The 20,167-nt window shown below is 63.6% G+C and carries 17 protein-coding genes, 1 tRNA gene and 2 pseudogenes; 13 read left to right on the forward strand and 7 right to left on the reverse strand.

The genetic code is table 11. From position 1 onward, the window contains the following. Positions 1 to 2: 2 nt before the first annotated feature. A complete protein-coding gene (locus IVB01_RS11765; protein WP_157334028.1) occupies positions 3 to 950 on the reverse strand; it encodes an aspartate carbamoyltransferase catalytic subunit in 948 nt (315 codons plus the stop codon). Positions 951 to 1,172: 222 nt separating this feature from the next. Here IVB01_RS11765 and IVB01_RS11770 point away from each other — a divergent pair, with 222 nt between their 5' ends. The 3 genes from IVB01_RS11770 to IVB01_RS11780 are packed head-to-tail and all read left to right on the forward strand — an operon-like array spanning position 1,173 to position 4,340. After that, positions 1,173 to 1,886, forward strand: coding sequence for a M15 family metallopeptidase (locus IVB01_RS11770; RefSeq protein ID WP_247277183.1), 714 nt, complete (start codon positions 1,173 to 1,175; stop codon positions 1,884 to 1,886). A 22-nt stretch (positions 1,887 to 1,908) separates the two neighbouring features. Further along, positions 1,909 to 3,552 carry an acyl-CoA dehydrogenase family protein gene (locus tag IVB01_RS11775; protein WP_247277019.1) on the forward strand — a complete coding sequence of 548 codons (1,644 nt, stop codon included), beginning with the start codon at positions 1,909 to 1,911 and terminating at the stop codon, positions 3,550 to 3,552. A gap of 23 nt (positions 3,553 to 3,575) precedes the next feature. After that, positions 3,576 to 4,340, forward strand: coding sequence for a type II CAAX endopeptidase family protein (locus IVB01_RS11780; protein ID WP_247277020.1), 765 nt, complete (start codon positions 3,576 to 3,578; stop codon positions 4,338 to 4,340). Here the strand turns inward: IVB01_RS11780 and IVB01_RS11785 are convergent. After that, positions 4,337 to 5,260: an AEC family transporter gene (locus IVB01_RS11785; RefSeq protein ID WP_247277021.1), complete on the reverse strand. Its 924-nt coding sequence runs from the start codon at positions 5,258 to 5,260 to the stop codon at positions 4,337 to 4,339. The two genes, IVB01_RS11780 and IVB01_RS11785, sit on opposite strands and share 4 nt — an antisense overlap. A 3-nt stretch (positions 5,261 to 5,263) precedes the next feature. Further along, positions 5,264 to 5,755 carry a Holliday junction resolvase RuvX gene (gene ruvX, locus IVB01_RS11790; protein ID WP_247277022.1) on the reverse strand — a complete coding sequence of 164 codons (492 nt, stop codon included), beginning with the start codon at positions 5,753 to 5,755 and terminating at the stop codon, positions 5,264 to 5,266. A 45-nt stretch (positions 5,756 to 5,800) separates the two neighbouring features. Here ruvX and IVB01_RS11795 point away from each other — a divergent pair. Continuing rightward, positions 5,801 to 6,054: pseudogene (locus tag IVB01_RS11795) on the forward strand (hypothetical protein). Between the two features lie 206 nt (positions 6,055 to 6,260). Here the strand turns inward: IVB01_RS11795 and IVB01_RS35685 are convergent. Beyond that, a pseudogene (locus IVB01_RS35685) lies at positions 6,261 to 7,194 on the reverse strand (cyclase family protein). 200 nt (positions 7,195 to 7,394) lie between these two features. Continuing rightward, positions 7,395 to 8,285 (reverse strand): LysR family transcriptional regulator, encoded by an 891-nt coding sequence (locus IVB01_RS11810; RefSeq protein ID WP_247277025.1) that lies wholly within the window; start codon positions 8,283 to 8,285, stop codon positions 7,395 to 7,397. A 96-nt stretch (positions 8,286 to 8,381) separates the two neighbouring features. Here IVB01_RS11810 and IVB01_RS11815 point away from each other — a divergent pair, with 96 nt between their 5' ends. From IVB01_RS11815 to IVB01_RS11855, 9 genes are all read left to right on the forward strand, one after another. After that, complete coding sequence (locus tag IVB01_RS11815; RefSeq protein ID WP_247277026.1) at positions 8,382 to 9,389, forward strand: nitronate monooxygenase; 1,008 nt, start codon at positions 8,382 to 8,384, stop codon at positions 9,387 to 9,389. A 24-nt stretch (positions 9,390 to 9,413) separates the two neighbouring features. Further along, the gene (locus IVB01_RS11820; RefSeq protein ID WP_247277027.1) at positions 9,414 to 10,490 is read left to right on the forward strand and encodes a nitronate monooxygenase family protein; all 1,077 of its coding nucleotides are present in this window, start codon (positions 9,414 to 9,416) and stop codon (positions 10,488 to 10,490) included. Between the two features lie 77 nt (positions 10,491 to 10,567). After that, a complete protein-coding gene (gene gatC / locus IVB01_RS11825) occupies positions 10,568 to 10,855 on the forward strand; it encodes an Asp-tRNA(Asn)/Glu-tRNA(Gln) amidotransferase subunit GatC (protein ID WP_247277028.1) in 288 nt (95 codons plus the stop codon). 18 nt (positions 10,856 to 10,873) lie between these two features. Beyond that, on the forward strand, positions 10,874 to 11,086 hold the full coding sequence (locus IVB01_RS11830; protein ID WP_247277029.1) for a hypothetical protein: 213 nt from the start codon (positions 10,874 to 10,876) through the stop codon (positions 11,084 to 11,086). Continuing rightward, entirely contained in the window at positions 11,083 to 12,558 is a 1,476-nt protein-coding gene (gene gatA / locus IVB01_RS11835; protein ID WP_247420662.1) for an Asp-tRNA(Asn)/Glu-tRNA(Gln) amidotransferase subunit GatA, read from the forward strand. Before IVB01_RS11830 ends, gatA begins: the two co-directional genes overlap by 4 nt. After that, positions 12,549 to 12,851, forward strand: a complete 303-nt coding sequence (locus IVB01_RS11840) for a hypothetical protein (protein ID WP_247277031.1) — start codon at positions 12,549 to 12,551, stop codon at positions 12,849 to 12,851. The genes gatA and IVB01_RS11840 overlap by 10 nt, the downstream gene beginning before the upstream one ends. Further along, positions 12,848 to 14,326, forward strand: a complete 1,479-nt coding sequence (gene gatB, locus IVB01_RS11845; protein WP_247420665.1) for an Asp-tRNA(Asn)/Glu-tRNA(Gln) amidotransferase subunit GatB — start codon at positions 12,848 to 12,850, stop codon at positions 14,324 to 14,326. The genes IVB01_RS11840 and gatB overlap by 4 nt, the downstream gene beginning before the upstream one ends. A gap of 1,535 nt (positions 14,327 to 15,861) precedes the next feature. After that, positions 15,862 to 16,128: a hypothetical protein gene (locus tag IVB01_RS11850; protein WP_247277033.1), complete on the forward strand. Its 267-nt coding sequence runs from the start codon at positions 15,862 to 15,864 to the stop codon at positions 16,126 to 16,128. Positions 16,129 to 16,528: 400 nt separating this feature from the next. Beyond that, positions 16,529 to 16,622: transfer RNA gene (locus IVB01_RS11855), tRNA-Ser, on the forward strand. A gap of 1,444 nt (positions 16,623 to 18,066) precedes the next feature. Here the strand turns inward: IVB01_RS11855 and IVB01_RS11865 are convergent. Both IVB01_RS11865 and IVB01_RS11870 read right to left on the reverse strand, forming a co-directional pair. Beyond that, the gene (locus IVB01_RS11865; protein ID WP_247494534.1) at positions 18,067 to 18,438 is read right to left on the reverse strand and encodes a hypothetical protein; all 372 of its coding nucleotides are present in this window, start codon (positions 18,436 to 18,438) and stop codon (positions 18,067 to 18,069) included. A gap of 808 nt (positions 18,439 to 19,246) precedes the next feature. Further along, entirely contained in the window at positions 19,247 to 20,089 is an 843-nt protein-coding gene (locus IVB01_RS11870) for a hypothetical protein (RefSeq protein WP_247494535.1), read from the reverse strand. Positions 20,090 to 20,167: the final 78 nt, after the last annotated feature.

Raw genomic sequence — 20,167 nt, forward strand, 5'->3', positions numbered from 1 at the left:
CATCACGCGTTCGGCAGGTTGCGGGCGAGCGCTTCCAGCACGGCCATGCGCACGGCGACGCCCATCTCCACCTGTTCGCGGATCAGGGACTGGGCGCCGTCGGCCACGATCGAGTCGATCTCCACGCCGCGGTTCATGGGACCGGGATGCATCACCAATGCATCCGGCTTGGCGTAGGCGAGCTTCTTCTGGTCGAGCCCGAAGTAGTGGAAATATTCCGATGACGAGGGCACGAACGAGCCGTTCATGCGCTCGCGCTGGAGCCGCAGCATCATGACGATGTCGGCGCCTTCCAGGCCCTCGCGCATGTCGCGCGCGACCTCGACTCCCATCCGCTCGATGCCGGGCGGCAGCAGCGTGGAAGGGCCGACGACGCGGACGCGGGCGCCCATGGTGTTGAGCAGGATGATGTTGGAGCGGGCGACGCGCGAATGCAGCACGTCGCCGCAGATCGCGACCACGAGGCCTTCGATCCGCCCCTTGTTGCGCCGGATGGTGAGCGCGTCGAGCAGCGCTTGGGTCGGGTGCTCATGCGCGCCGTCGCCGGCATTGATCACGGAACCGTCGACCTTGCGCGCGAGCAGTTCCACCGCGCCCGAGGCGTGATGGCGCACCACCAGGATGTCCGGGTGCATCGCGTTCAAAGTCACCGCGGTGTCGATCAGGGTTTCGCCCTTGCGGATCGAGGACGAGGACACCGACATGTTCATGACGTCGGCGCCTAAGCGCTTGCCGGCTAGCTCGAACGAGGACTGGGTTCGGGTGGAAGCCTCGAAGAAGAGGTTCACCTGCGTCCGTCCACGTAGGACGGTGCGCTTCTTGTCAACCTGGCGGTTGAGCTCGACATATTCTTCGGACAGGTCGAGGAGGCCGGTAATGTCGGCCGCGGAAAGGCCCTCAATGCCCAGCAAATGCCGGTGGCCGAGGACGAAGGTCGATTTCGATGTCATTAAAAGCAGAGCTATAGGGGGCGACGGCGGGGGGAGCAAGGGGCAAAGATGGGGAAGTGAGTTATCCCCTGATCTGTCACCCGCTCAGTCATTCCGGGATGGCGCGTAAGCGCCAGATCCGGAATCTCGAGATTCCGGGTTCGGCTCTTCGAGCCGCCCCGGAATGACGAAGGATGGGACGGCATCGTGAAACCACTTCTTGGTGCACTTATATCGATCATCATGAGCTCATCCGCCCGCGCCCAATCGCTGCCCGGCGGCTTCGTGTACCTGCGCGACGTCGACCCCCGCATCATCCAGGACATCCGCTATGCCACCTCGAACAATTTCGTCGGCCGGCCGCTCGCCGGGTATGGCGCCGGCGAATGCGTGGTGAAGCGCGAGGTCGGGTTGCGGCTGAAGGCGGTTCAGGAGGAACTGGCCGCGCAAAATCTCTCGCTCAAGATGTTCGACTGCTACCGGCCGGCACGGGCCTCGCTCGACATGGTGAAGTGGTCGCAGAACGGCCCCGAGCGCGCCGCCGGGCGGCGCTACAATCCGAAGATTCCCAAGACCGAGCTATTTCGGCTCGGCTACATCGCGAGCCGCTCGCAGCATTCGACCGGGGCGGCACTCGATCTCACTTTGGTCGATCTCAAGGCCGACAATTCCGCCAAATACGACCCATCAAAGGCCTATGCCGATTGCACGGCGCCAGCCGAGGCGCGGGCGCCGGAGGGCAGCGTCGACATGGGCACTGGTTACGACTGTACCGACGCGAAGGGGCATACTGCGGCACCGTCGATCAATGCGGAGCAGCGCGCCTGGCGCAAGCGGCTGGTGGCTGCGATGGCCAGGCAAGGCTTTGTGAACTATTCGAAGGAGTGGTGGCATTTTTCGCTGCCGGGGGCGGGTGGGGCGGCCTATGATTTCCCGATCAAGCCGCGGCGGAACTAAGGTCCGGTTCGAGGAGGCGCATATGACCCGGCCGAGCTTTGCGACCCACGAGGTCTTCAACCAGTCGCCGCCGTTCGAGGACGTCGACCTGTTCGCGGCCGACCGTCCGCTGGTCGATGCGGTGAGGGCCAATGGCGGCGCGGCGGCGGAACGGGAGCTGTCGGAGTTCGGCAGGCACTGGGGCTCGGCCGCGATGGCCGATCGCGGACGCGTCGCGAACGAGAACACGCCGAAGCTGCGCAGCTTCGATGCCAAGGGCAATCGCCGCGACCAGGTCGAGTTTCATCCGGCCTATCACGAGCTGATGGCGCACAGCGCGCATGCGGGCGTGCACAATTCGACGTGGACGGCGGATGGAAAGCCCGCTGGCGATGCGGCGGAGGTCATCCGCGCCGCAAAATTCTATATCGCCGCCCAGGTCGAGACCGGTCATCTCTGCCCGATCACGATGACACGAGCCTCTGTGGCCGCGCTGGCGATGCAGCCCGATCTGCTCGCGCGCGTGATGCCGGTGCTGTCAACGAGGAGTTATGATCCCAGCTTCGTACCGTGGTGGCAAAAGCGCGGCATGACGCTCGGCATGGGCATGACCGAGAAGCAGGGCGGCACCGACGTGCGCGCCAACATGACGCGCGCCGTACGCGACGGGGATGCCTATCGCATCACCGGCCACAAATGGTTCATGTCAGCGCCGATGTGCGATGCGTTCCTGGTACTGGCGCAGGCAGACGCGGGCCTAACCTGCTTCTTCATGCCGCGCTTTGCGCCGGACGGCTCGGTGAACGCGATCCAGTTCCAGCGGCTGAAGGACAAGCTCGGCAACCGCTCCAACGCCTCCTCCGAGGTCGAGTTCGTCGGTGCCTATGCAGAAAGGGTCGGCGAGGAGGGCAAGGGCATCCGCACCATCATCCAGATGGTGCAGCTGACGCGCCAGGATTGCGCGATCGCCTCTGTCGGCCTGATGCGTTCGGGGCTCGCGCATGCGCTGCATCACGCCCGTCACCGCAGCGTGTTCCAGAAGCATCTCGCCGATCAGCCCTTGATGCAGGCCGTGCTGTCAGACATGGCGCTGCATGTCGAGGCGAGCACCGCCCTGGTGATGCGGCTCTGCCGCGCCTTCGACCGCACGCCGCACGCTGCGGCGGAGGCCGCCTATATGCGGCTGCTGACGCCCGCGATCAAATATTGGACCTGCAAGAGCGCGCCGCCGTTCCTCTACGAGGCGATGGAGTGCCTCGGCGGCAACGGGTATGTCGAGGACGGCATTTTGGCGCGTCATTATCGCGAGTCTCCGGTCAACGCGATCTGGGAAGGCTCGGGCAACGTCATGTGCCTCGACGTGCTCCGCGCGCTCTCGCGCGAGCCGGAGGCGGCGATGGCCGTGCTGCAATCGCTTGCGGCCGAAACAAAAGGACTGCCCGGAGCGGGTGAGGCCGCCGCGTTCATCGGCAAGACCTTTCGCCGTGCCGACGGCGAGCGCGTCGCGCGGCTGCCAGTCGAGAAGCTGGCATTGCTCGCCGCGGCTGCGGCGCTGGGTGGCGTGTCACCGCGCAATGCCGAATTGTTCGCCGCAACGCGCCTTGCTGCCAATCACGCCAGCATGTACGGCGCCGTGGAGTTGGAGAGCGCCGACGTGTGCGCGCTGCTGGAGCGAGCGCTGCCGTGAGTCTCCCAAACGAAAGCCTTTTGATGGATTCCCTCAATCCCGACCATCCGCCGCTCACCATGACGCCTGCGACGCCGCGGGTCTGGATGTTCTGGAGCACCGCACTGTGGGGTCTCCTCATCTTCCTCGCGATGTTCGTCGGGCAGATCGGCGCGATCGTTCTGCTGGTAGCGCAGCGTGGTCTGCCCATGGATCTCGCCTCGCTGCAAGTCGTCGGCCATGAGCCCCAGGCGCTTGCGCTGTCAGTGGCCATGGGCCTGCCGTCGACGCTGGCCGTGGTCTGGCTTGCCATTCGCATCAAGAAGGCGTCCTTCGTGGATTATCTCGCGCTGCATTGGCCGTCCTGGAAGCAGCTGCTGTTCGGCGCGGTCGGCCTGGTCCTGATCGTGTTGGCCTGGGAGACAATGTCGCGCGCGCTCGGCCGCGAGGCGACGCCGGGCTTCATGACAGATTTGTTGAAATCAGGTCGCGACAAGGGCGCCGCAATGGTGCTGCTGTTTGCCTTCAGTGTGGCGGCGCCCATGTCGGAAGAAGTGTTGGCGCGGGGCTTCCTCTATCGCGGCTGGTCTGCGAGCTTCTTGCGCGTGCCCGGCGCGATCATCCTGTCGTCGCTGGTGTGGACAATCGTGCACCTGCAATACGACATGTATTTTCTCGCCGAGGTTTTCACCATCGGCCTGTGGTTTGGCTACATGCGCTACCGTGCCAATTCGCTCTGGCTCACGGTCGTGTTGCATGCGCTCAACAATCTGACCGCAGTGGTGCTGACGATGTGGTTGGCAAGTTAGGCGGCCAGCGCGATCGCGACCGGCATCGTGATGGCCGCAAAAATCGTTTGCAGCGTGATGATCTGCGCCAGCAGCGGCGCGTCGCCGCCCATCTGGCGGGCCAAGACATAGGCGCTGGGCGAGGTCGGCACCGCCGCGCAGATCGCGACGATCGCGAGGCTGTCGCCGGAGAGCCCGAACCAGGCGCCGAGCCCCAGCGCGAGCGCGGGCATCAGCGCGAGCTTGAAAACGACGCCGGTGGCCGCGCCGAGGCTCGGGCGCAAGAGACCTTCGAGATGCAGGCCGGCACCGGTGACCAGCAGGCCGATCGCCAGCGAGGAGCGGCTCAGCGCATCCGCCACCTCGTGCCAGAGTTTCGGCAGCGGCAGGTGCGTCAGATTGACGGCAAGGCCGATCACGCAGGCCCAGATCAGGGGATTACGAACCACCGTCATGACGATGGCGCGTGCGGACTGCTTTTCGGGGGCGGCGTAATGGGCGAGCACCACGACGCTCAACACGTTGACCAGGGGAATGATCGCGACCATCGCTACGGAGGCGAGCGCCAGCCCGACGTCGCCGAACATATTGGCTGCGACCGACAGTCCGACGAAGGTCTGCCAGCGCGTTGCGCCCTGAAAAATCGAGGTGAAGGCGGGGCCGTCGATGCCGAGCCGGGTAAGGGCGGGGCGCAGTGCAAGGCACAAGAGTGACATCGCGAGCGCTGACAGCAGCAGCGCGCCGCCGACCCCGGCGACCGGTACCTTGGAGAGGTCCGCCTTCACCAGCGTCTGGATCAGCAGCATCGGAAACAGCACGAAGTAGGTCAGCCGCTCCAACCCTTGCCACTGCGCATCGAGCCGCATCAGGCTGCGCTTCAGCACGACACCGAGCACGATGAGGATGAAGACCGGCAGCAGCGCCGCGATCACGACGGCCATGAATCAGTCCGTCCCCGGGCCAGCGCGAAGATTGGCAAGGCGGTCGAGCGCGCCTTGCAGGATGAAGATCGCCGCGTGCTCGTCGATCACCTCGGCGCGCTTGGCGCGGCTGACGTCCATGCCGATCAGCTCGCGCTCGACTGCCGCCGTCGAGAGGCGCTCGTCCCAGAGGCCGATGGGGAGCGCGGTCAGGCCGGCAAGATTGCGGGCGAAGGCACGGGTGGATTGCGCGCGCGGGCCCTCGCTGCCGTCCATGTTGATGGGCAGGCCGAGCACGAAACCGGCTGCCCTGCGTTCAGCCGCGATGGCGAGCAGCCGGGCGGCATCCTGCTTGAACGCCTTGCGCTGGATCGTCTCGACGCCGGTAGCCAACCGCCGGTCGGGATCGGACACGGCAACGCCGATGGTTTTCGTGCCTAAGTCAAGCCCGACCAGCGCGCCGCGCGCGGGCCAGTGTGTTGCAGCATCGACGAGAGGCAGGATAAGAGCCGGCATGGCTTAGCGCATATCACGCGTCGCGCTGCGGAGTGAACCCTGGACATGGATGCAGTGACACTATTCGGCTTGCCGTGACGGCGATGCTGGTCTGCTATGCATTGGAAGACCGCAGCCATTGGTTCGTGCCGCTGTTCGCGGCGTGCTGCGCACTCGGCTCGGCCTATGGCTTCTTGCAGGGCGCTTGGCCGTTCGGGCTCGTCGAGGCGATCTGGACTCTCGTGGCGCTGCGGCGGTGGCACCGGAAGGGCCAGCGACGGAGGCTCGTCTTCGGACCCACCCGAAGAGAGCCTTTCTAAATCGGCCGGGCCGCGAAACCGACGCGGCGTTCGGGTGAGGGTAGCGGTGCGCTCTACAGAGACGCTGAAGGACCCTCACCCGGCTTCGGCCAAAACGCGAGGAGATTAGGATGAATTGCCATCGCGCTTTGGGTTTTTGTTGAGCATGATCTCTTCGGAAAACCGCCGCAACTTTTCCGGATCATGCTCTAGGCCCGTTACAGGCGTCAGCGGATCGCGATCGGATTGATCATCGCCTGTACGCCGCCGGTCCAGCGCGGCTGGCCAAGTACGAACAGGAATTCGTAGCCCTTGTCCCGGGCAAGCGCAGCCGTGTCCATGTTCTCCAGGATGTAGGTCCCGTTCATCGCGAGCAGGATCTGGTGTACCTCAAACACGTTCTTGGATTCGAACGGCAGCACCTCGAGACCCCAGGTGTCGGCGCCAACCGCGACGACGCCCTTGCCGGTCAGGTACTTCGCACCCTCGACACCGAGGCCGGGCTCGGCGGCCGAATAGCGTTTATCGTCCTTGCCGATCAGGCTGAGCCAGCCGGTGTGGAAGATGACGACGTCGCCCTGACGGATTTCGACGTTCTGCTGCTTGGCGGCCTCCTCGATCTCCTTGACGTTGAAGGCGGTGCCTTCCTTCACCACGTCGGTCTTGAAATAAGCGGCCATGTCGAGCAGGACGCCACGGGTGACCATCGGCGGCACCTTCTCGATGCCGAGCTTCTTCAACCCGTTAGGATCGGCGAAATCGGCGAGCTTGTTGCCGTTGTAAGACGTGCTCGATGCCGAGATGGCCGAGCCCGTCGAGCTGGCTGCCGATGCCGACCCAGGTGTCGAGGATGTCGTCGTTATAGGTCGCCTTGTTAGGACCGAGACCCGGGCTGCCGGCTTGTCCGGGCTGCACAATGGTCAGCTTGAACGCGCGCGGCGGATAGGCTGGTGTCTGCGGCGTGACGGGAATGCCGAGGGCATAGGTCTTGCCGGTCTTCACCAGTGAGGCGGCTTTCACCACGAGTTCGGGTGTCATGTAGTTGGCGGCGCCGATCTCGTCGTTCGGACCCCATTTTGATTTGGTCCAGTCCTGTGCACTTGCAGTTCCTGTTATCGCCGACAACGCAGCGACACAGCACAACACGAGGGTATTGCGCATTGATAGTCCTCCCGATGTTTTGGCTTCGTTATGGTTTCGCGCCGGCCAGTGACGCATCGTAACGCAGAACAGTCGGACGCTTCAAACTTTTCGACGTATTGCGCTGCGACGGCCGAGCACGGCATCCGCAGGGCACGACGAATTCAGGTGCGACAGAGTTGTGACAGCGAATTTCGCGCGGTGGAACGAATTGCGCCGCGTCAGGCCGCGATGACGTCGTCATCCTTCGTCAGGCACGCGGCAAAACCGGAGAGCGCGCTGGTTTGGTGTCCGGCGCAGCGCTGGATGAAAAGCGTTTCGGCGCGGGCGTGCGAGGCGCCCAGCGCGTGGATCGACACGCTTCCGTTCATCGCGCTGCGTTCGACCACAATGCGCGGCAGCAGCGTCACGCCCATGTCGGCAGCGACGCAGCCGATCATGCCATCCAGCGTGCCGAGCTCGAAGCGCGCCGCCGACGGCCAGCCGAACTCGACGAACACCTGCTCGAGCCGTTGGCGGTAGGTGCAGCCGGTGCGGAACACCAGCGCCGTCGGGCCGGGCTCCGGCGTGCCGGCGCGCAGCTCGGCCAACGAAGCCCAGCGCCGCGCGCTGACCAGCACCAGCTCTTCGCGGAAGGCGCTCGTCGCAATGAGCTCGGCATGCGCGATGGGACCCGCGACGAAGGCGCCGTCGAGCGAGCCGTCGAGCACGGCGGCGACGAGGTCTGCGGTCGGCGCGGTGCGCAGAGAAAGGCGCACGGCAGGAAAACGGCGGTGGAAATCCGCCAGCACGGGCGGCAGCCGCACGGCCGCGGTGGTCTCCATCGATCCAATCGCGAGCGGTCCCTTCGGCTCACCGTCATCTTGCGCGGCGAGCACGGCTTCACGCGAGAGCGCCGCCATTTTTTGCGCATAGGGCAGGAGGCGTTTGCCGGCACCGGTCAGCGTCATGCCGCGGCTGTGACGTTCGAACAGCGGCGTGCCGATCTCGGCTTCCAGCGCCTTGACGCGCTGCGTGACGTTGGACTGCACGGTATTGAGCTCTTCGGCGGCGCGCGTGATGCCGCCGGTACGGGCGACCACGGCAAAGGTCTGGAGATCACTGAGTTCCATGGCATCGTTCCGCATTTGAGATGGCAGCGTTCTCTAGAATTCAATTTTAGAGAATGCTATTCGCGGCTAGTGTTCCTGTCCAGAGTGGGAGGACGCATGCCGATCGCCACGCCACTGACCGAGCTTCTGGGGATCAAGCATCCCATTCTGTCGGCTCCCATGGACACCATTGCAGGCAGCCGGTTGATCCGTGCCGTCAGCGGTGCCGGCGGCTTCGGAATCTTGGGTGGTGGCTACGGCGACCGGGCCCGGCTGGAGGCCGAAACCAAGGAGCTGAAGGGTCTTGCGCCGTTCGGTGTCGGCTTCATCACCTGGAGCCTGGCAAAACAGCCGGAGCTCCTCGACATTGCGTTGGACGCCCAGCCGCAGGCCATCATGCTGTCGTTTGGCGATCCCGCGCCGTTCGCGCCGCGCATCAAGGCGGGCGGCGCGCGATTGATCTGCCAGGTGCAGAGTGAGGACATGGCGAAGCAGGCGCTCGATGCTGGCGCGGACATCCTGATCGCACAGGGTACCGAGGCTGGCGGCCATGGCGCATCGCGCACTACGATCGACATCGTGCCTGCGATCGTCGATCTCGCGGCAGGGCGCGTGCCGGTCGTTGCGGCCGGCGGTATCGCGGATGGCCGGGGTCTCGCTGCAATGTTGATGCTGGGCGCATCCGGCGTGCTGATCGGCACGCGCTTTTATGCGAGCGTGGAGGCCAATGGCGCGGAGGAAGCGAAGCGGCGCATTCGTGACGCCGACAGCAATAATACCGTGCGCGGCGTCGTCTTCGACTGGTCGCGAAATCTGTTCTGGCCGGCGCCGTTCACCGCGCGCTCGCTGGTCAATGATCACATCAAGCGCTGGACCGGCCGCGAGATCGAGTTGATGCAGCGCGCAAGCGAGGTCGCCGTGGAGTATGCTGCGGCGAAGGCCGCGGGCAATTTCGAGATCGCGGCGGTTTTTGCCGGCGAGGCGGTCGGACTGATCCATGACATTCCGTCCGCCGCGGAGATCGTCGAGCGGATTGCGCTTGAGGCGGAGCAGTTGCTGGAGGGCCGGCGGAATTCGATAGTCGCGGCGCAGAATTCTTCACCCTCCCCCTCCAGGGGAGGGTAAGCAAAAACGAGAAAGAGACACACCATGTGGCCTGACCGTCGACTGATCGATCTCTTCAAGATCGAATTCCCGATCGTGCTAGCGCCGATGGCGGGCGTGATGGATACAGAGCTGGTGATTGCGGCCGCGCGGGGCGGGGCGCTGGGGTCGCTGCCTTGCGCGATGATCTCGCCGGAGAAGGCGCGCGAGCAGGTTGGTCTCATCCGCCAGAGCGTGAAGGCGCCGGTCAATCTGAACTTTTTCTGCCACACGCCGGTCGAACTCACGACCGAGGCCGAGGCACGCTGGAAGCAGCGGCTCGCGGGCTATTACACCGAGCACGGTCTTGATCCGGCGGCGCCGATCGCTGCGGCGAACCGTGCGCCGTTCGACGCGGCCTTCTGTGAGGTCGTCGAGGAGCTGAAGCCGGAAGTCGTCAGCTTTCACTTCGGCTTGCCGGAGCAAACTCTGCTCAAGCGTGTGAAGGCAGCCGGCTGCCTCGTGATCTCATCGGCCACCACGGTGAAGGAAGCGGTCTGGCTCGAGCAGCGCGGCGTCGACGCCATCATCGCGCAAGGCGCGGAGGCGGGCGGTCATCGCGGCATGTTCCTGACCGACAAGATCGCGGAGCAGCCCGGCACCTTTGCGCTGGTGCCGCAGGTCGTCGATGCCGTGAAGGTGCCGGTGATCGCCTGCGGCGGTATTGCGGATGGGCGCGGCATTGCCGCGGCCTTTGCGCTCGGTGCATCCGGTGTGCAGATCGGCAGCGCCTATCTGCGCTGTCCTGAATCCAAGGTCACGGCGGGAGGCCGCAAGGCCCTCGCCGAGGCGGGCGACGAATCCACTGTCATCACCAATGTCATGACCGGTCGTCCGGCGCGCGGTGTCCAGAACCGGCTGATGCGCGAGGCTGGCCCGATCTCGCCGGATGCACCTCCCTTTCCCCATGCTGCGACCGCGCTCGGGCCCCTGAAAGCGGCTGCCGAAAAGCAGGGGAGGGTGGATTTCACCAATCTCTGGGCTGGGCAGGCCGTGGCCCTCGGCCGGGACGTCCCCGCGGCCGAATTGACCCGCGATCTCGCCAAATCGGCGCTAGCTCGCATGAAAGCGCTCGCTGGATAGGTGGGAAGCGCCGGTTGCGGCGCAAAACCGGCCTCTGCTATACGGCACATAGGTTTTGCCGTGAGAGGCCTTATATAATGTCCGTCGACGCCACGACCGTCCGCCGCATCGCGCATCTGGCGCGCATTGCGGTTTCCGAGGACGAGGTTCCGCATTTGCAGGGCGAACTCAACGCCATGCTCGCCTTCGTCGAGCAGCTCTCGGAGGTCAATGTCGAGGGCGTGGAGCCGATGACCTCGGTCACGCCGATGCAGATGAAGAAACGGCAGGACGTCGTCACGGACGGCGGGATCGCCGATGATATCGTTGCCAACGCGCCCGCGACCGAAGGTCACTTTTTCCAGGTGCCGAAGGTCGTCGAGTAACTTTTAGGACGTGGTCCGATGTGTCTGCTTTGCGACGATGAGAAGGCCTATCAGGCCTACATGACCTATCTCGACAAGATGGAGCGGCAGGGCAAGGCTGCCGATCCCGACGTCGCCGTCAATGCCGTGCTCGACGAGATCGAGGCCGCCGCAAAAGCAGCCGCCAAAAAAGACGACCCGGCCAACGACAAGACCCTGTCTCCGTTCTTCTGTAGCCCGATCAATAAATGACCGATTTGACATCGCTGACGCTCGCCGCGGCCCGCAAGGGTCTCGCCGACAAGACTTTCACGTCGCTCGAGCTGACCGATGCGCATCTTTCCGCGATCGAAGCTGCGCGCGTGCTCAATGCCTTCGTCATGGAGACGCCGGACCAGGCGCGCAGCATGGCGCGCGAGGCGGACGCCAGAATCGCCAGGGGCGACGCCGGTCCGCTCGCCGGCATCCCGCTCGGGATCAAGGATCTGTTCGCGACCAAGGGCGTGCGCACCACAGCGTGCTCGAAGATCCTCGACAATTTCGTGCCGACCTACGAATCGACCGTGACGTCGCAGCTCTGGCGCGACGGCGCGGTGTTGCTCGGCAAGCTCAACAATGACGAGTTCGCGATGGGTTCGTCGAACGAGACCTCGTGCTTCGGCCCGGTCGGCAATCCCTGGCGGCGCGACGGTTCGAACGCAACGCTGGTGCCGGGCGGCTCGTCCGGCGGTTCGGCCTCGGCCGTAGCGGCGCTGCTCTGCATGGGCGCGACCGCGACCGACACCGGCGGCTCGATCCGCCAGCCGGCCGCGTTCACCGCGACCGTCGGCATCAAGCCGACCTATGGCCGCTGCTCGCGCTGGGGCATCGTCGCCTTTGCCTCCTCGCTCGACCAGGCCGGCCCGATCGCGCGCAGTGTGCGCGATGCCGCGATGCTGCTGCGCTCGATGGCCGGGCACGATCCGAAGGATACGACCTCGGTCGACATCCCCGTGCCGGACTACGAGGCTGCGATCGGCAAGTCCGTGAAGGGCATGAAGATCGGCATCCCCAGGGAGTATCGTCTCGACGGCATGCCGGCCGAGATCGAGAAACTCTGGAGCGCGGGCGCGGACTGGCTCAGGAGCGCCGGCGCCGAGCTTGTCGAGGTGTCGCTGCCGCACACCAAATATGCGCTGCCGGCCTATTACATCGTGGCGCCGGCAGAGGCGTCCTCCAACCTCGCGCGCTATGACGGTGTGCGCTACGGCCTGCGCGAGCAGGGCAGGAACATCATCGAGCTGTACGAAAACACCCGGGCCGAGGGCTTTGGCGCAGAGGTGAAGCGCCGCGTCATGATCGGCACCTATGTGCTCTCGGCCGGCTATTACGACGCCTATTACCTGCGGGCGCAAAAAGTACGTACGCTGATCAAGAAGGACTTCGAGGACTGCTTCACCAAAGGCGTGGATGCCATCCTGACGCCGGCGACGCCGTCGGCTGCCTTTGGCATCGGCGAGAAGGGCGGCGCCGATCCGGTCGAGATGTACCTCAACGACATCTTCACGGTGACCGTGAACATGGCGGGCCTGCCCGGCATCGCCGTGCCCGCCGGCAAGGACGCGCAGGGCCTGCCGCTCGGCTTGCAACTGATCGGCCGTCCCTTCGACGAAGAGACGCTGTTCTCGCTCGGCGAGGTGATCGAGCAGGCTGCCGGCCGCTTCAGGCCCGCGAGGTGGTGGTGAATGTCGCCGCGTTCATCGCGAGCCTTGACGGCGCGGCGCCTGCGCCGGAATTGAACGCGTCGCTCGCCGGCCTCTGGTGGGCGGCCAAGGGCGACTGGGAGCGCGCACACAGAATAGTCCAGGACGAGAGCAGCCGCGAGGCGGCGTGGGTGCATGCGTATCTGCACCGCGTCGAAGGTGATCTCGGCAATGCTGGCTACTGGTACCGCCAGGCCGGTCAGCCCGCGGCAAAGGATTCATTGGAAGCAGAGTGGGAGCGGATCGCTGCCACGCTGCTTGGGAGCAAGACATGAGCACGGCCACGCACAAGCTTCTCAAGGGCGCCACCGGCGATTGGGAGATGGTCATCGGCATGGAGATCCATGCCCAGGTGATCTCGAACTCAAAACTGTTCTCGGGCGCCTCGACCACATTCGGCGGGGAGCCGAACAGCCACGTGTCGCTGGTCGACGCCGCGATGCCGGGCATGCTGCCCGTCATCAACGAAGAATGCGTCAGGCAGGCTGTCCGGACCGGGCTTGGCCTCAACGCAAAGATCAATCTGCGTTCGGTGTTTGACCGCAAGAACTATTTCTATCCGGACTCGCCGCAAGGCTACCAGATCAGCCAATACAAATCGCCGGTGGTGGGTGAGGGCGAGGTGCTGATCGAGCTCGACGGCGGCCGCAGCGTCACCATCGGCATCGAGCGGCTGCATCTGGAGCAGGATGCAGGCAAATTGCTGCATGACCAGTCGCCAAGCATGTCCTTTGTCGATCTCAACCGCTGCGGCGTGGCGCTGATGGAGATCGTCTCCAAGCCCGACATCCGCGATGCCGAGCAGGCCAAGGCCTATGTGACCAAGCTGCGCTCGATCCTGCGCTATCTCGGCACCTGCGACGGCGACATGGAGAAGGGAAGCTTGCGTGCCGATGTCAACGTCTCGGTACGCCGGCCCGGCGGTCCGCTCGGCACCCGCTGCGAGATCAAGAACATGAACTCGATCAACTTCATCGGTCAGGCGATCGAGTACGAGGCGCGGCGTCAGATCGAGATCTTGGAAGACGGCGGCGCGATCGAGCAGGAGACGCGGCTCTATGACCCCAATAAGGGCGAGACACGCTCGATGCGGTCCAAGGAAGAGGCGCATGACTACCGCTACTTCCCCGATCCCGACCTGCTGCCGCTGGAGTTCAGCCAGGAGTTCGTCGACGATCTGAAGGCGAAGCTGCCCGAGCTGCCGGACAAGAAGAAGATGCGCTTCGTCGCCGACTTCGGCCTGTCGGCCTATGACGCGAGCGTGCTGGTCGCCGAGCGCGAGAGCGCGGTGTTCTACGAGACGGTGCTCGACAAGCTCGCCAACCGCGCGCGCGACGCCAAGATGGCGGCGAACTGGGTGATCAATGAGCTGTTCGGCCGTCTCAACAAGGAAGGCCGGGATATTACGGGCTCTCCCGTCAACGCCGAGCAACTCGCCGCGATCATCGACCTGATCGGCGAGGGCACGATCTCAGGCAAGATCGCCAAGGATCTGTTCGAGATCGTCTGGCAGGAGGGCGGCGACCCCCGCGCGCTGGTGGAAAGCCGCGGCATGAAGCAGGTCACCGACCTCTCGGCGATCGAAAAGGTGGTTGACGACATCATCGCGGCCAATCCCGACAAGGCCGCGCAGGTCAAGGACAAGCCGCAGTCGCTCGGCTGGTTCGTCGGCCAGGTGATGAAGGCGTCGGGCGGCAAGGCCAACCCGCAGAGCGTCAACGACCTGCTCAAGTCCAAGCTCGGCGTCTAGCCTCGCGCATTCGAACGAGGTGACGAGTACGCTTCGTCACCTCGTTGTCGGCTCTCGGTGCGGCGCTCGCGCGCATCCTCGGCGGCAGAACTTCATCGCATCGACAGCGATGCGGCGACCGAATCGCAGGCACGCGATTCGCGCAAAACGGCGGTTTGCACACGATCAGGCGGGCCTTCGTGCCGTTAAGCATGAAAATTTTTTCGTTGCCAAAACTCGCGACTCAGAGTCCGCGAAACGCCTTCGCGCGGCAATCGTGGGATCGAAGAGGCACGTCATCACATCGATCATGCGCGATGCATGTGTGCAGAAAAATACTTTCTGCATAGTGTTTTTCTGCAATCGCATCTGTTGCAGACGCCGACGATGCGCCCACTCTCTGCGATCGCAAGCACATGTAATGCAGTGCGCTTGCGCCGCGCTCGCCAAGCGCACGCGCGTTGCGTCGTCAACACTTCTTTAAGCGAGACGCTGTTTTTTTCTTCGTGTTGGTGTATTCGGGATGAGTGCATTCGATCCCCGAGTGCACGCAGCGATTAAAGCCATCTCACACATCGGAGGGCAACATGGCCAAGAAAGCGAAGAAGGCGAAGAAGGCGAAGAGCGCAGTGAAGAAGACTGCGAAGAAGACCCGCAAGGTCGCGAAGAAGAAGAAGTAACTTCGCTTCTGAAGTTGCCGGCTCTAGATAGCCGGCACGTCATCAGCGCCTCCTAAGGGTTCTGGTCGACGATAGAGGGTGTCGGCGAGACATCAGGTCAACGGTCGGGTCGTCTCTTGCGGCCCGGCAGAAGAAACGAGTTTTCTTCGTTCGGTGCGGTTCTCCTCAAGGGCTCCGCAATTTCACAAGCGGCCTTCGCGCCAACGTGAAATCTGGTCCTGACGTGTTCGCCGACGCCCTCGTTCTCTTGAGGCCGGGGCATTGCCGGCATTCCTTTCCCCAGACATTGCTGATCTGATTGCGACGCGGCCGCGCGCTTGCTCGCCCTGCCTTGGGCAAGGCTGGGGCGTGCGCCCACGTCGCCTGTCTGCTCTAGCCCGAGCGCCGTTCTACGTGTGCGGTGTCATCGCCCGGCTTGGACCGGGCGATCCAGTACCTGCGGCGTCTCGACTGATGACTGCTATCGGCGGAACACCGGGTCACGCGCCTGCGCGGGCGAGGACAGCAAGCGGCACGCGGGACCCCCACAATGCGCGTCCGACCCTGCGCGATGGTTATCGTTCTCCCAAAATCGCAGGGTAAACCGAATCTGACGAAGCGCAGAAGTGCTTGCAAATCAGGCGCTTTTTGAATTCCGTGCGCAAGCACCGCGCGCTCGCGTTTACGTCTGCTTCATCGCGATACTTAAACTGCCATTCAAATTTGCCCGCCATCATCGCTCCACAAGCCGGCAAACGGCATGGGCAAAAGCCTTGGGGATGAGTTGAACAGCGCAAAAGTGGTCTTCCGGTTTTCCGGGAAGGATCATGCGAAATCAGAGTTGGACGGGAGCCGCGCTCGGGGAAACGGGGCGGCATAAGAAAAAGGGGATGCGACATGTTTCAGGGTACTTTCGATCTGGAGACGGCGACGCCGATCGGCGCGAGCGCGCTCTCGGACGTGCTGTTCGAACGCGGGATGTACTGGGCGAGCGGCCGCTCCGGCCTCGTCGACCTCGTCGCCGCGCATAAATGGTTCAACCTCGCCGCGCTGAAGGGCCGCAAGGACGCCGTCGCGCTGCGCCAGGAAGTCGCCGGGCAGATGTCGGAGGCCGAGATCTCGGCCGCGCAGCGTGAGGCGAGGGCGTGGGTTTCCGCTCACTGAGCGGAAAATCGCATCCGGAACCGCCCTTACGGGTACGTCCGGTTGAGCATGGGGCAGGGCTGCGATTCAGATCGCCTGATGACCTGGAACCCTGCCGGCTGCACGAGGCCGGTGTGTCCAAGATCAAGGTCTCGGACTTTCCATGCCGGCGCAATCCGGCGTCTGGTTCAACGTCTGGCCGGCGAGGCGGTGCCGATCTCGTCCTCGCATTGGCGATCCGGCGGTCCGGTCGCCCGAGGCGGAGACATACATAAGGCGGCACGCATCGGTGGTCGCGCGCTGCGGATCCTTTCGCGTGCCTGAGCAGCCGCCCGCCTGGCAGCTTTCAGGTGAAAAGAACCCGCCGACCTCAATTCTGCCGCTTGCGGCTCGCCGCCGTGTCGGGCATACCCGGCATATTGGAGACGTGGCCGAGTGGCTGAAGGCGGCGGTTTGCTAAACCGTTATAGGCTTGTAAAGGCCTATCGAGGGTTCGAATCCCTCCGTCTCCGCCAACACATCAACAAAATCAAGTACTTATTCCGGCTTTTGCGCCCCAAAGCACAAACCAACGTACAGTCGACGCGGACTTGATTGTGGCCGCCGGCATCGCAATTTTCTGGATCGCGATCGCTGCGCGGGCGCTATTTGCGCGCTTCTTCACCCACGAGAGGCAGTAGCTTGAGCAAGCTCGGAGCCGCTAGGACTCGATAATTTGACTCTCGCCAGCGGCGCGCTTGGATGGCGGGATGCCTCGTCCTAGACGCCAGACCCCAACCCACTCTGATGGCCGGCCGCTGAAGATCACCTTCGGCGAAATGCGAGCCATGGGCGTGCGCGGCGTTCTGGTCTATTGCCACTGTGGCCATCACGTTGCCCTCGACGCGGACCGCTGGGCCAATGAGGTGCGGCTGTCTGATATCGAGCGGCGCTTCGTCTGCGTAGGTTGCGGCAGCCGCGGCGCCGATGTCCGACCCGACTTTGATCGGGGCGACCCACGGCTTGCGATCGATGGCCACCGAGATGCGCGATAGCGGCAAACTATCGTATGCGCCGTCTAGGTGTTGTTGAGCGGAGCGGCGGTTATGGGCGGGGACCTAGCGAGTCCGCCGCCGTCTTACCAGCCAGTACACGCCGTACCCAATCGCGAGAATAGGAAGTCCGGCACCCGCAATTGGGCCGGGGGCTCCCCTCGTTTGGCCGGGTGCGCTGTCGCAATTCCCTTTGCCGTTGCAAGCCGATGCAGGTGGCGCGGTCGTCATCGCCAGAGTCAACGCAAATGCTGCTGCGGAAAGAACGCCCCAGGTGATCTTCATCGAGCTCTCCTCTGCTAGCTTCCGCGCTCCGCCGAGCGGCCAGCGATCGTCCTCGATGAGTATTAAATGCGCTATTTAAATTAATTCAAATTAAAAAAGTTAATTCGGCAGCGGCAAGTGGCCGCGCGGACTGCCGGGAACCAAAAGGAAAGACGGCCCCGGCGGTGGGGGGCGTTGGGTGGTGGTGGCCGGGGCCGCTGGAGGTTTGCTTGGACCTTGGGGGGAGCCAAGCAACTGCCAGCATAATCTGTGCTCTCATAGCTTCTGTTCGCTTCAGCACATTGCGAGGCTGTTCCTGGCAGGAACTCAGCATTTTTTCCCGACGCGATTCACATAAGCAAATGAAGCTACTTAGTTGGATGCTCTCTCTGCTAGCTGCGATTGAGCGAGCCCACGGGAGCGTGCATCATTGACTAACGAAGCGCCGTTGAAGAGCAGATATGTCGTTCGAATGGGAGCCAAGCGTTGGATGGTCTACGATCGAGAACGCAAAGGCCCAGCAGTGATCGGGGCCGCTTGGGCGGCCAATCTGACCAAGGAGCAAGCTGAACAAGCACTACGCTCGCTTACTTCTTCGCGCGCGGAGAACCTGTCGTCGGCAAAGGATGTGGGCCCGCCAGCGTGAACCGGCGGGCCGAAGGGCCTAGGCCATTGTGGTGTGCGTCCAGTCCCGCATTCCTACCTGCTCGAGCAGGCCCTCCCAATCGGCAATGCCGCTCTCTGCAGGATCATCCTCCAACTCTTCGGACTCGCGGCCGTCGTGCTCGTGCTCGGCGTCGTCGCAAGCACCCATCGCCCAGCGGACCTGATCAAGAGCGCGATCCAGGGAGCCAAGGGACGGCTCCGCGTCCTCCGGCGGCTCGCACTCGTCGGCGTGCGCTCCGTACCCGTAGGCAACGCCACCGAACGACGGCTCGAGGTCGGGGTCGGCCTCCAGGCTGTCGAGGAAATCGATCAGATCCTTGACCAGCTCCCGGGCATGGCGCGCCATCCCGCCGTCGATCGGCGTCCCCATGAACGCCTCGAGACGGAAGGCAACCCTCTCGGAGGCATTGGCGAGTCGTATGATGGCCTGATGCCAGGCGGGGTGTACGGCAGCCGCGAGGGCGGTGAACGATTCCTGGGGCTCCGCTGGCCCGCCTAAAGGGACTTCCCTAACGTTCTGTTCTACTTGCATTTTGGTTGCTCTGTGTTGGCCTGCTACAGCCGCGCCCCGAGACGGACAGGGCAGCCGGGGGGTAGCAACCCGCCAGAGCGACGGGTCGGACGCTTTTAGGGATTTCTCCCCTGGACAGCACAGTCCGCCCCCGGCCACTTGCCCTCGGAATCCGAATAGGCAATAAGGTTCGGGTCGGAGCCGCGCCGCCAAGCGCGTCCGTCGATTACCGGCAAAACCGGCAATCTGAATTCAGCCGCCATCGCTCGTCGCCAAACGAGTGATTTCCTGACCAAGGAATGCGGCTCTAGCTCTGGTCCGGGTTGCTACACCCGCGGACCATGCTGCTCCTGATTTGCTTAAAAATCCATCCCCCTTGCGGGGAATTGCTTTCGGCCGGCCGCTGGATCGAAATATCCGAGGTCGGAGAATCAGCGCCATGAGAGACACTAGACCAGCATCAGTAAAAACCGTGACCGTGACGATCGATGGCATTGCACACCACGGGACGTACTACGTTCAACGCTCGGTGGTGTACGTTCAGTCGTCACTTGGAGCCAAGGCAACCCAGGTCGGAGGGACGCCGCCGGAAAACGTCGCGAAGTTGCTCCTTTCAGAGATGGTGCGGACAAGCAGGAACTAAGCATTCTATTCGCGGCGCGCCGGGCTAGTCCCAAAGGCCGCGGCTCACGTTGTCGCCCCTGGTACCCGAGCTGTCGTCGAACAAGGCTTCGTCCAGGGAGAGCAAGGCGCTGTCGCCGAACTTTCGGTACTTGGTTGCAAATGTCCGATTGTGGGCGGAGATGTACCCGCGAATGCGGCTCTTCACGTCCTCACGCTTTAACGCGCCGGTCAGCAGATCCTCGAAGATCATACTGACGATATCATCCCTATCGGGAAGGTTGGCGGGCAGCATGGCGCGGATTCTGTAGTAGTCGTTCTCCTCCTCGCGCACGATCGAGTTTCTGACGCGTTGCCACCTGAGGACTTGCCCGCGGCTGTTGCTGCGCTTCGTCTTCTCAATGACGAAGCGATCGAACTCGGGATTCTCCCTTCTGTACCTCGCGAGTGTATTGAACCTAACGAGGTATTCCTTCCGACCTGAGGTAGTGAAACTGTTCAATGAGGCGTTTGCTGCTAGGCGCGCTTTGACCTTTTCGAGCACTTCGGGCTTGATCACCCCGCCGCGCCTGTACCTCATGATTTCGCAAGCTCTACACTGCCGCGTCATCCAGCCCTTGTGCATGGCGACGCGCCCGTGCTCAGCAAGCGAGTGACCGTTTACGCAATGCGTCTTTTCTCTGAGGTGAGCACCCTTGCGACTGAAAGCCGCCGCCATGTTCGCTGCGATGAGCGGTCGCGCTTCCGCGGCATACACGGGATGCGCGAGAAAATACGCCTCTAGACGGTCGGGCTTCACCGCAAATTTTCTCAGGGTCTGTCCGGCCCTGAGCGCCAAGATCATTCGAGCAGCTTTCTCGTCTGAAAGGCCCTTCGGAGTCGTCTGCATGATTCGCCTCCACAAAGCGCAGAATTGCGCTGTGGAAGGGCGCGCCTGAGTCGGGGCGACAGAATGACCTGTTAGTTA

The sequence above is a fragment of the Bradyrhizobium sp. 164 genome (genome assembly GCF_023073715.1).
Lineage (GTDB): Bacteria > Pseudomonadota > Alphaproteobacteria > Rhizobiales > Xanthobacteraceae > Bradyrhizobium.

What these genes read in the sequence shown, in the direction of transcription:
- IVB01_RS11765 (WP_157334028.1), bottom strand. Translation starts at nt 950, where the DNA reads ATGACATCGAAATCGACCTTCGTCCTCGGCCACCGGCATTTGCTGGGC.
- IVB01_RS11770 (WP_247277183.1), top strand. Translation starts at nt 1,173, where the DNA reads ATGAGCTCATCCGCCCGCGCCCAATCGCTGCCCGGCGGCTTCGTGTAC.
- IVB01_RS11775 (WP_247277019.1), top strand. Translation starts at nt 1,909, where the DNA reads ATGACCCGGCCGAGCTTTGCGACCCACGAGGTCTTCAACCAGTCGCCG.
- IVB01_RS11780 (WP_247277020.1), top strand. Translation starts at nt 3,576, where the DNA reads ATGGATTCCCTCAATCCCGACCATCCGCCGCTCACCATGACGCCTGCG.
- IVB01_RS11785 (WP_247277021.1), bottom strand. Translation starts at nt 5,260, where the DNA reads ATGGCCGTCGTGATCGCGGCGCTGCTGCCGGTCTTCATCCTCATCGTG.
- ruvX (WP_247277022.1), bottom strand. Translation starts at nt 5,755, where the DNA reads ATGCCGGCTCTTATCCTGCCTCTCGTCGATGCTGCAACACACTGGCCC.
- IVB01_RS11810 (WP_247277025.1), bottom strand. Translation starts at nt 8,285, where the DNA reads ATGGAACTCAGTGATCTCCAGACCTTTGCCGTGGTCGCCCGTACCGGC.
- IVB01_RS11815 (WP_247277026.1), top strand. Translation starts at nt 8,382, where the DNA reads ATGCCGATCGCCACGCCACTGACCGAGCTTCTGGGGATCAAGCATCCC.
- IVB01_RS11820 (WP_247277027.1), top strand. Translation starts at nt 9,414, where the DNA reads ATGTGGCCTGACCGTCGACTGATCGATCTCTTCAAGATCGAATTCCCG.
- gatC (WP_247277028.1), top strand. Translation starts at nt 10,568, where the DNA reads ATGTCCGTCGACGCCACGACCGTCCGCCGCATCGCGCATCTGGCGCGC.
- IVB01_RS11830 (WP_247277029.1), top strand. Translation starts at nt 10,874, where the DNA reads ATGTGTCTGCTTTGCGACGATGAGAAGGCCTATCAGGCCTACATGACC.
- gatA (WP_247420662.1), top strand. Translation starts at nt 11,083, where the DNA reads ATGACCGATTTGACATCGCTGACGCTCGCCGCGGCCCGCAAGGGTCTC.
- gatB (WP_247420665.1), top strand. Translation starts at nt 12,848, where the DNA reads ATGAGCACGGCCACGCACAAGCTTCTCAAGGGCGCCACCGGCGATTGG.
- IVB01_RS11850 (WP_247277033.1), top strand. Translation starts at nt 15,862, where the DNA reads ATGTTTCAGGGTACTTTCGATCTGGAGACGGCGACGCCGATCGGCGCG.
- IVB01_RS11865 (WP_247494534.1), bottom strand. Translation starts at nt 18,438, where the DNA reads ATGGGGACGCCGATCGACGGCGGGATGGCGCGCCATGCCCGGGAGCTG.
- IVB01_RS11870 (WP_247494535.1), bottom strand. Translation starts at nt 20,089, where the DNA reads ATGCAGACGACTCCGAAGGGCCTTTCAGACGAGAAAGCTGCTCGAATG.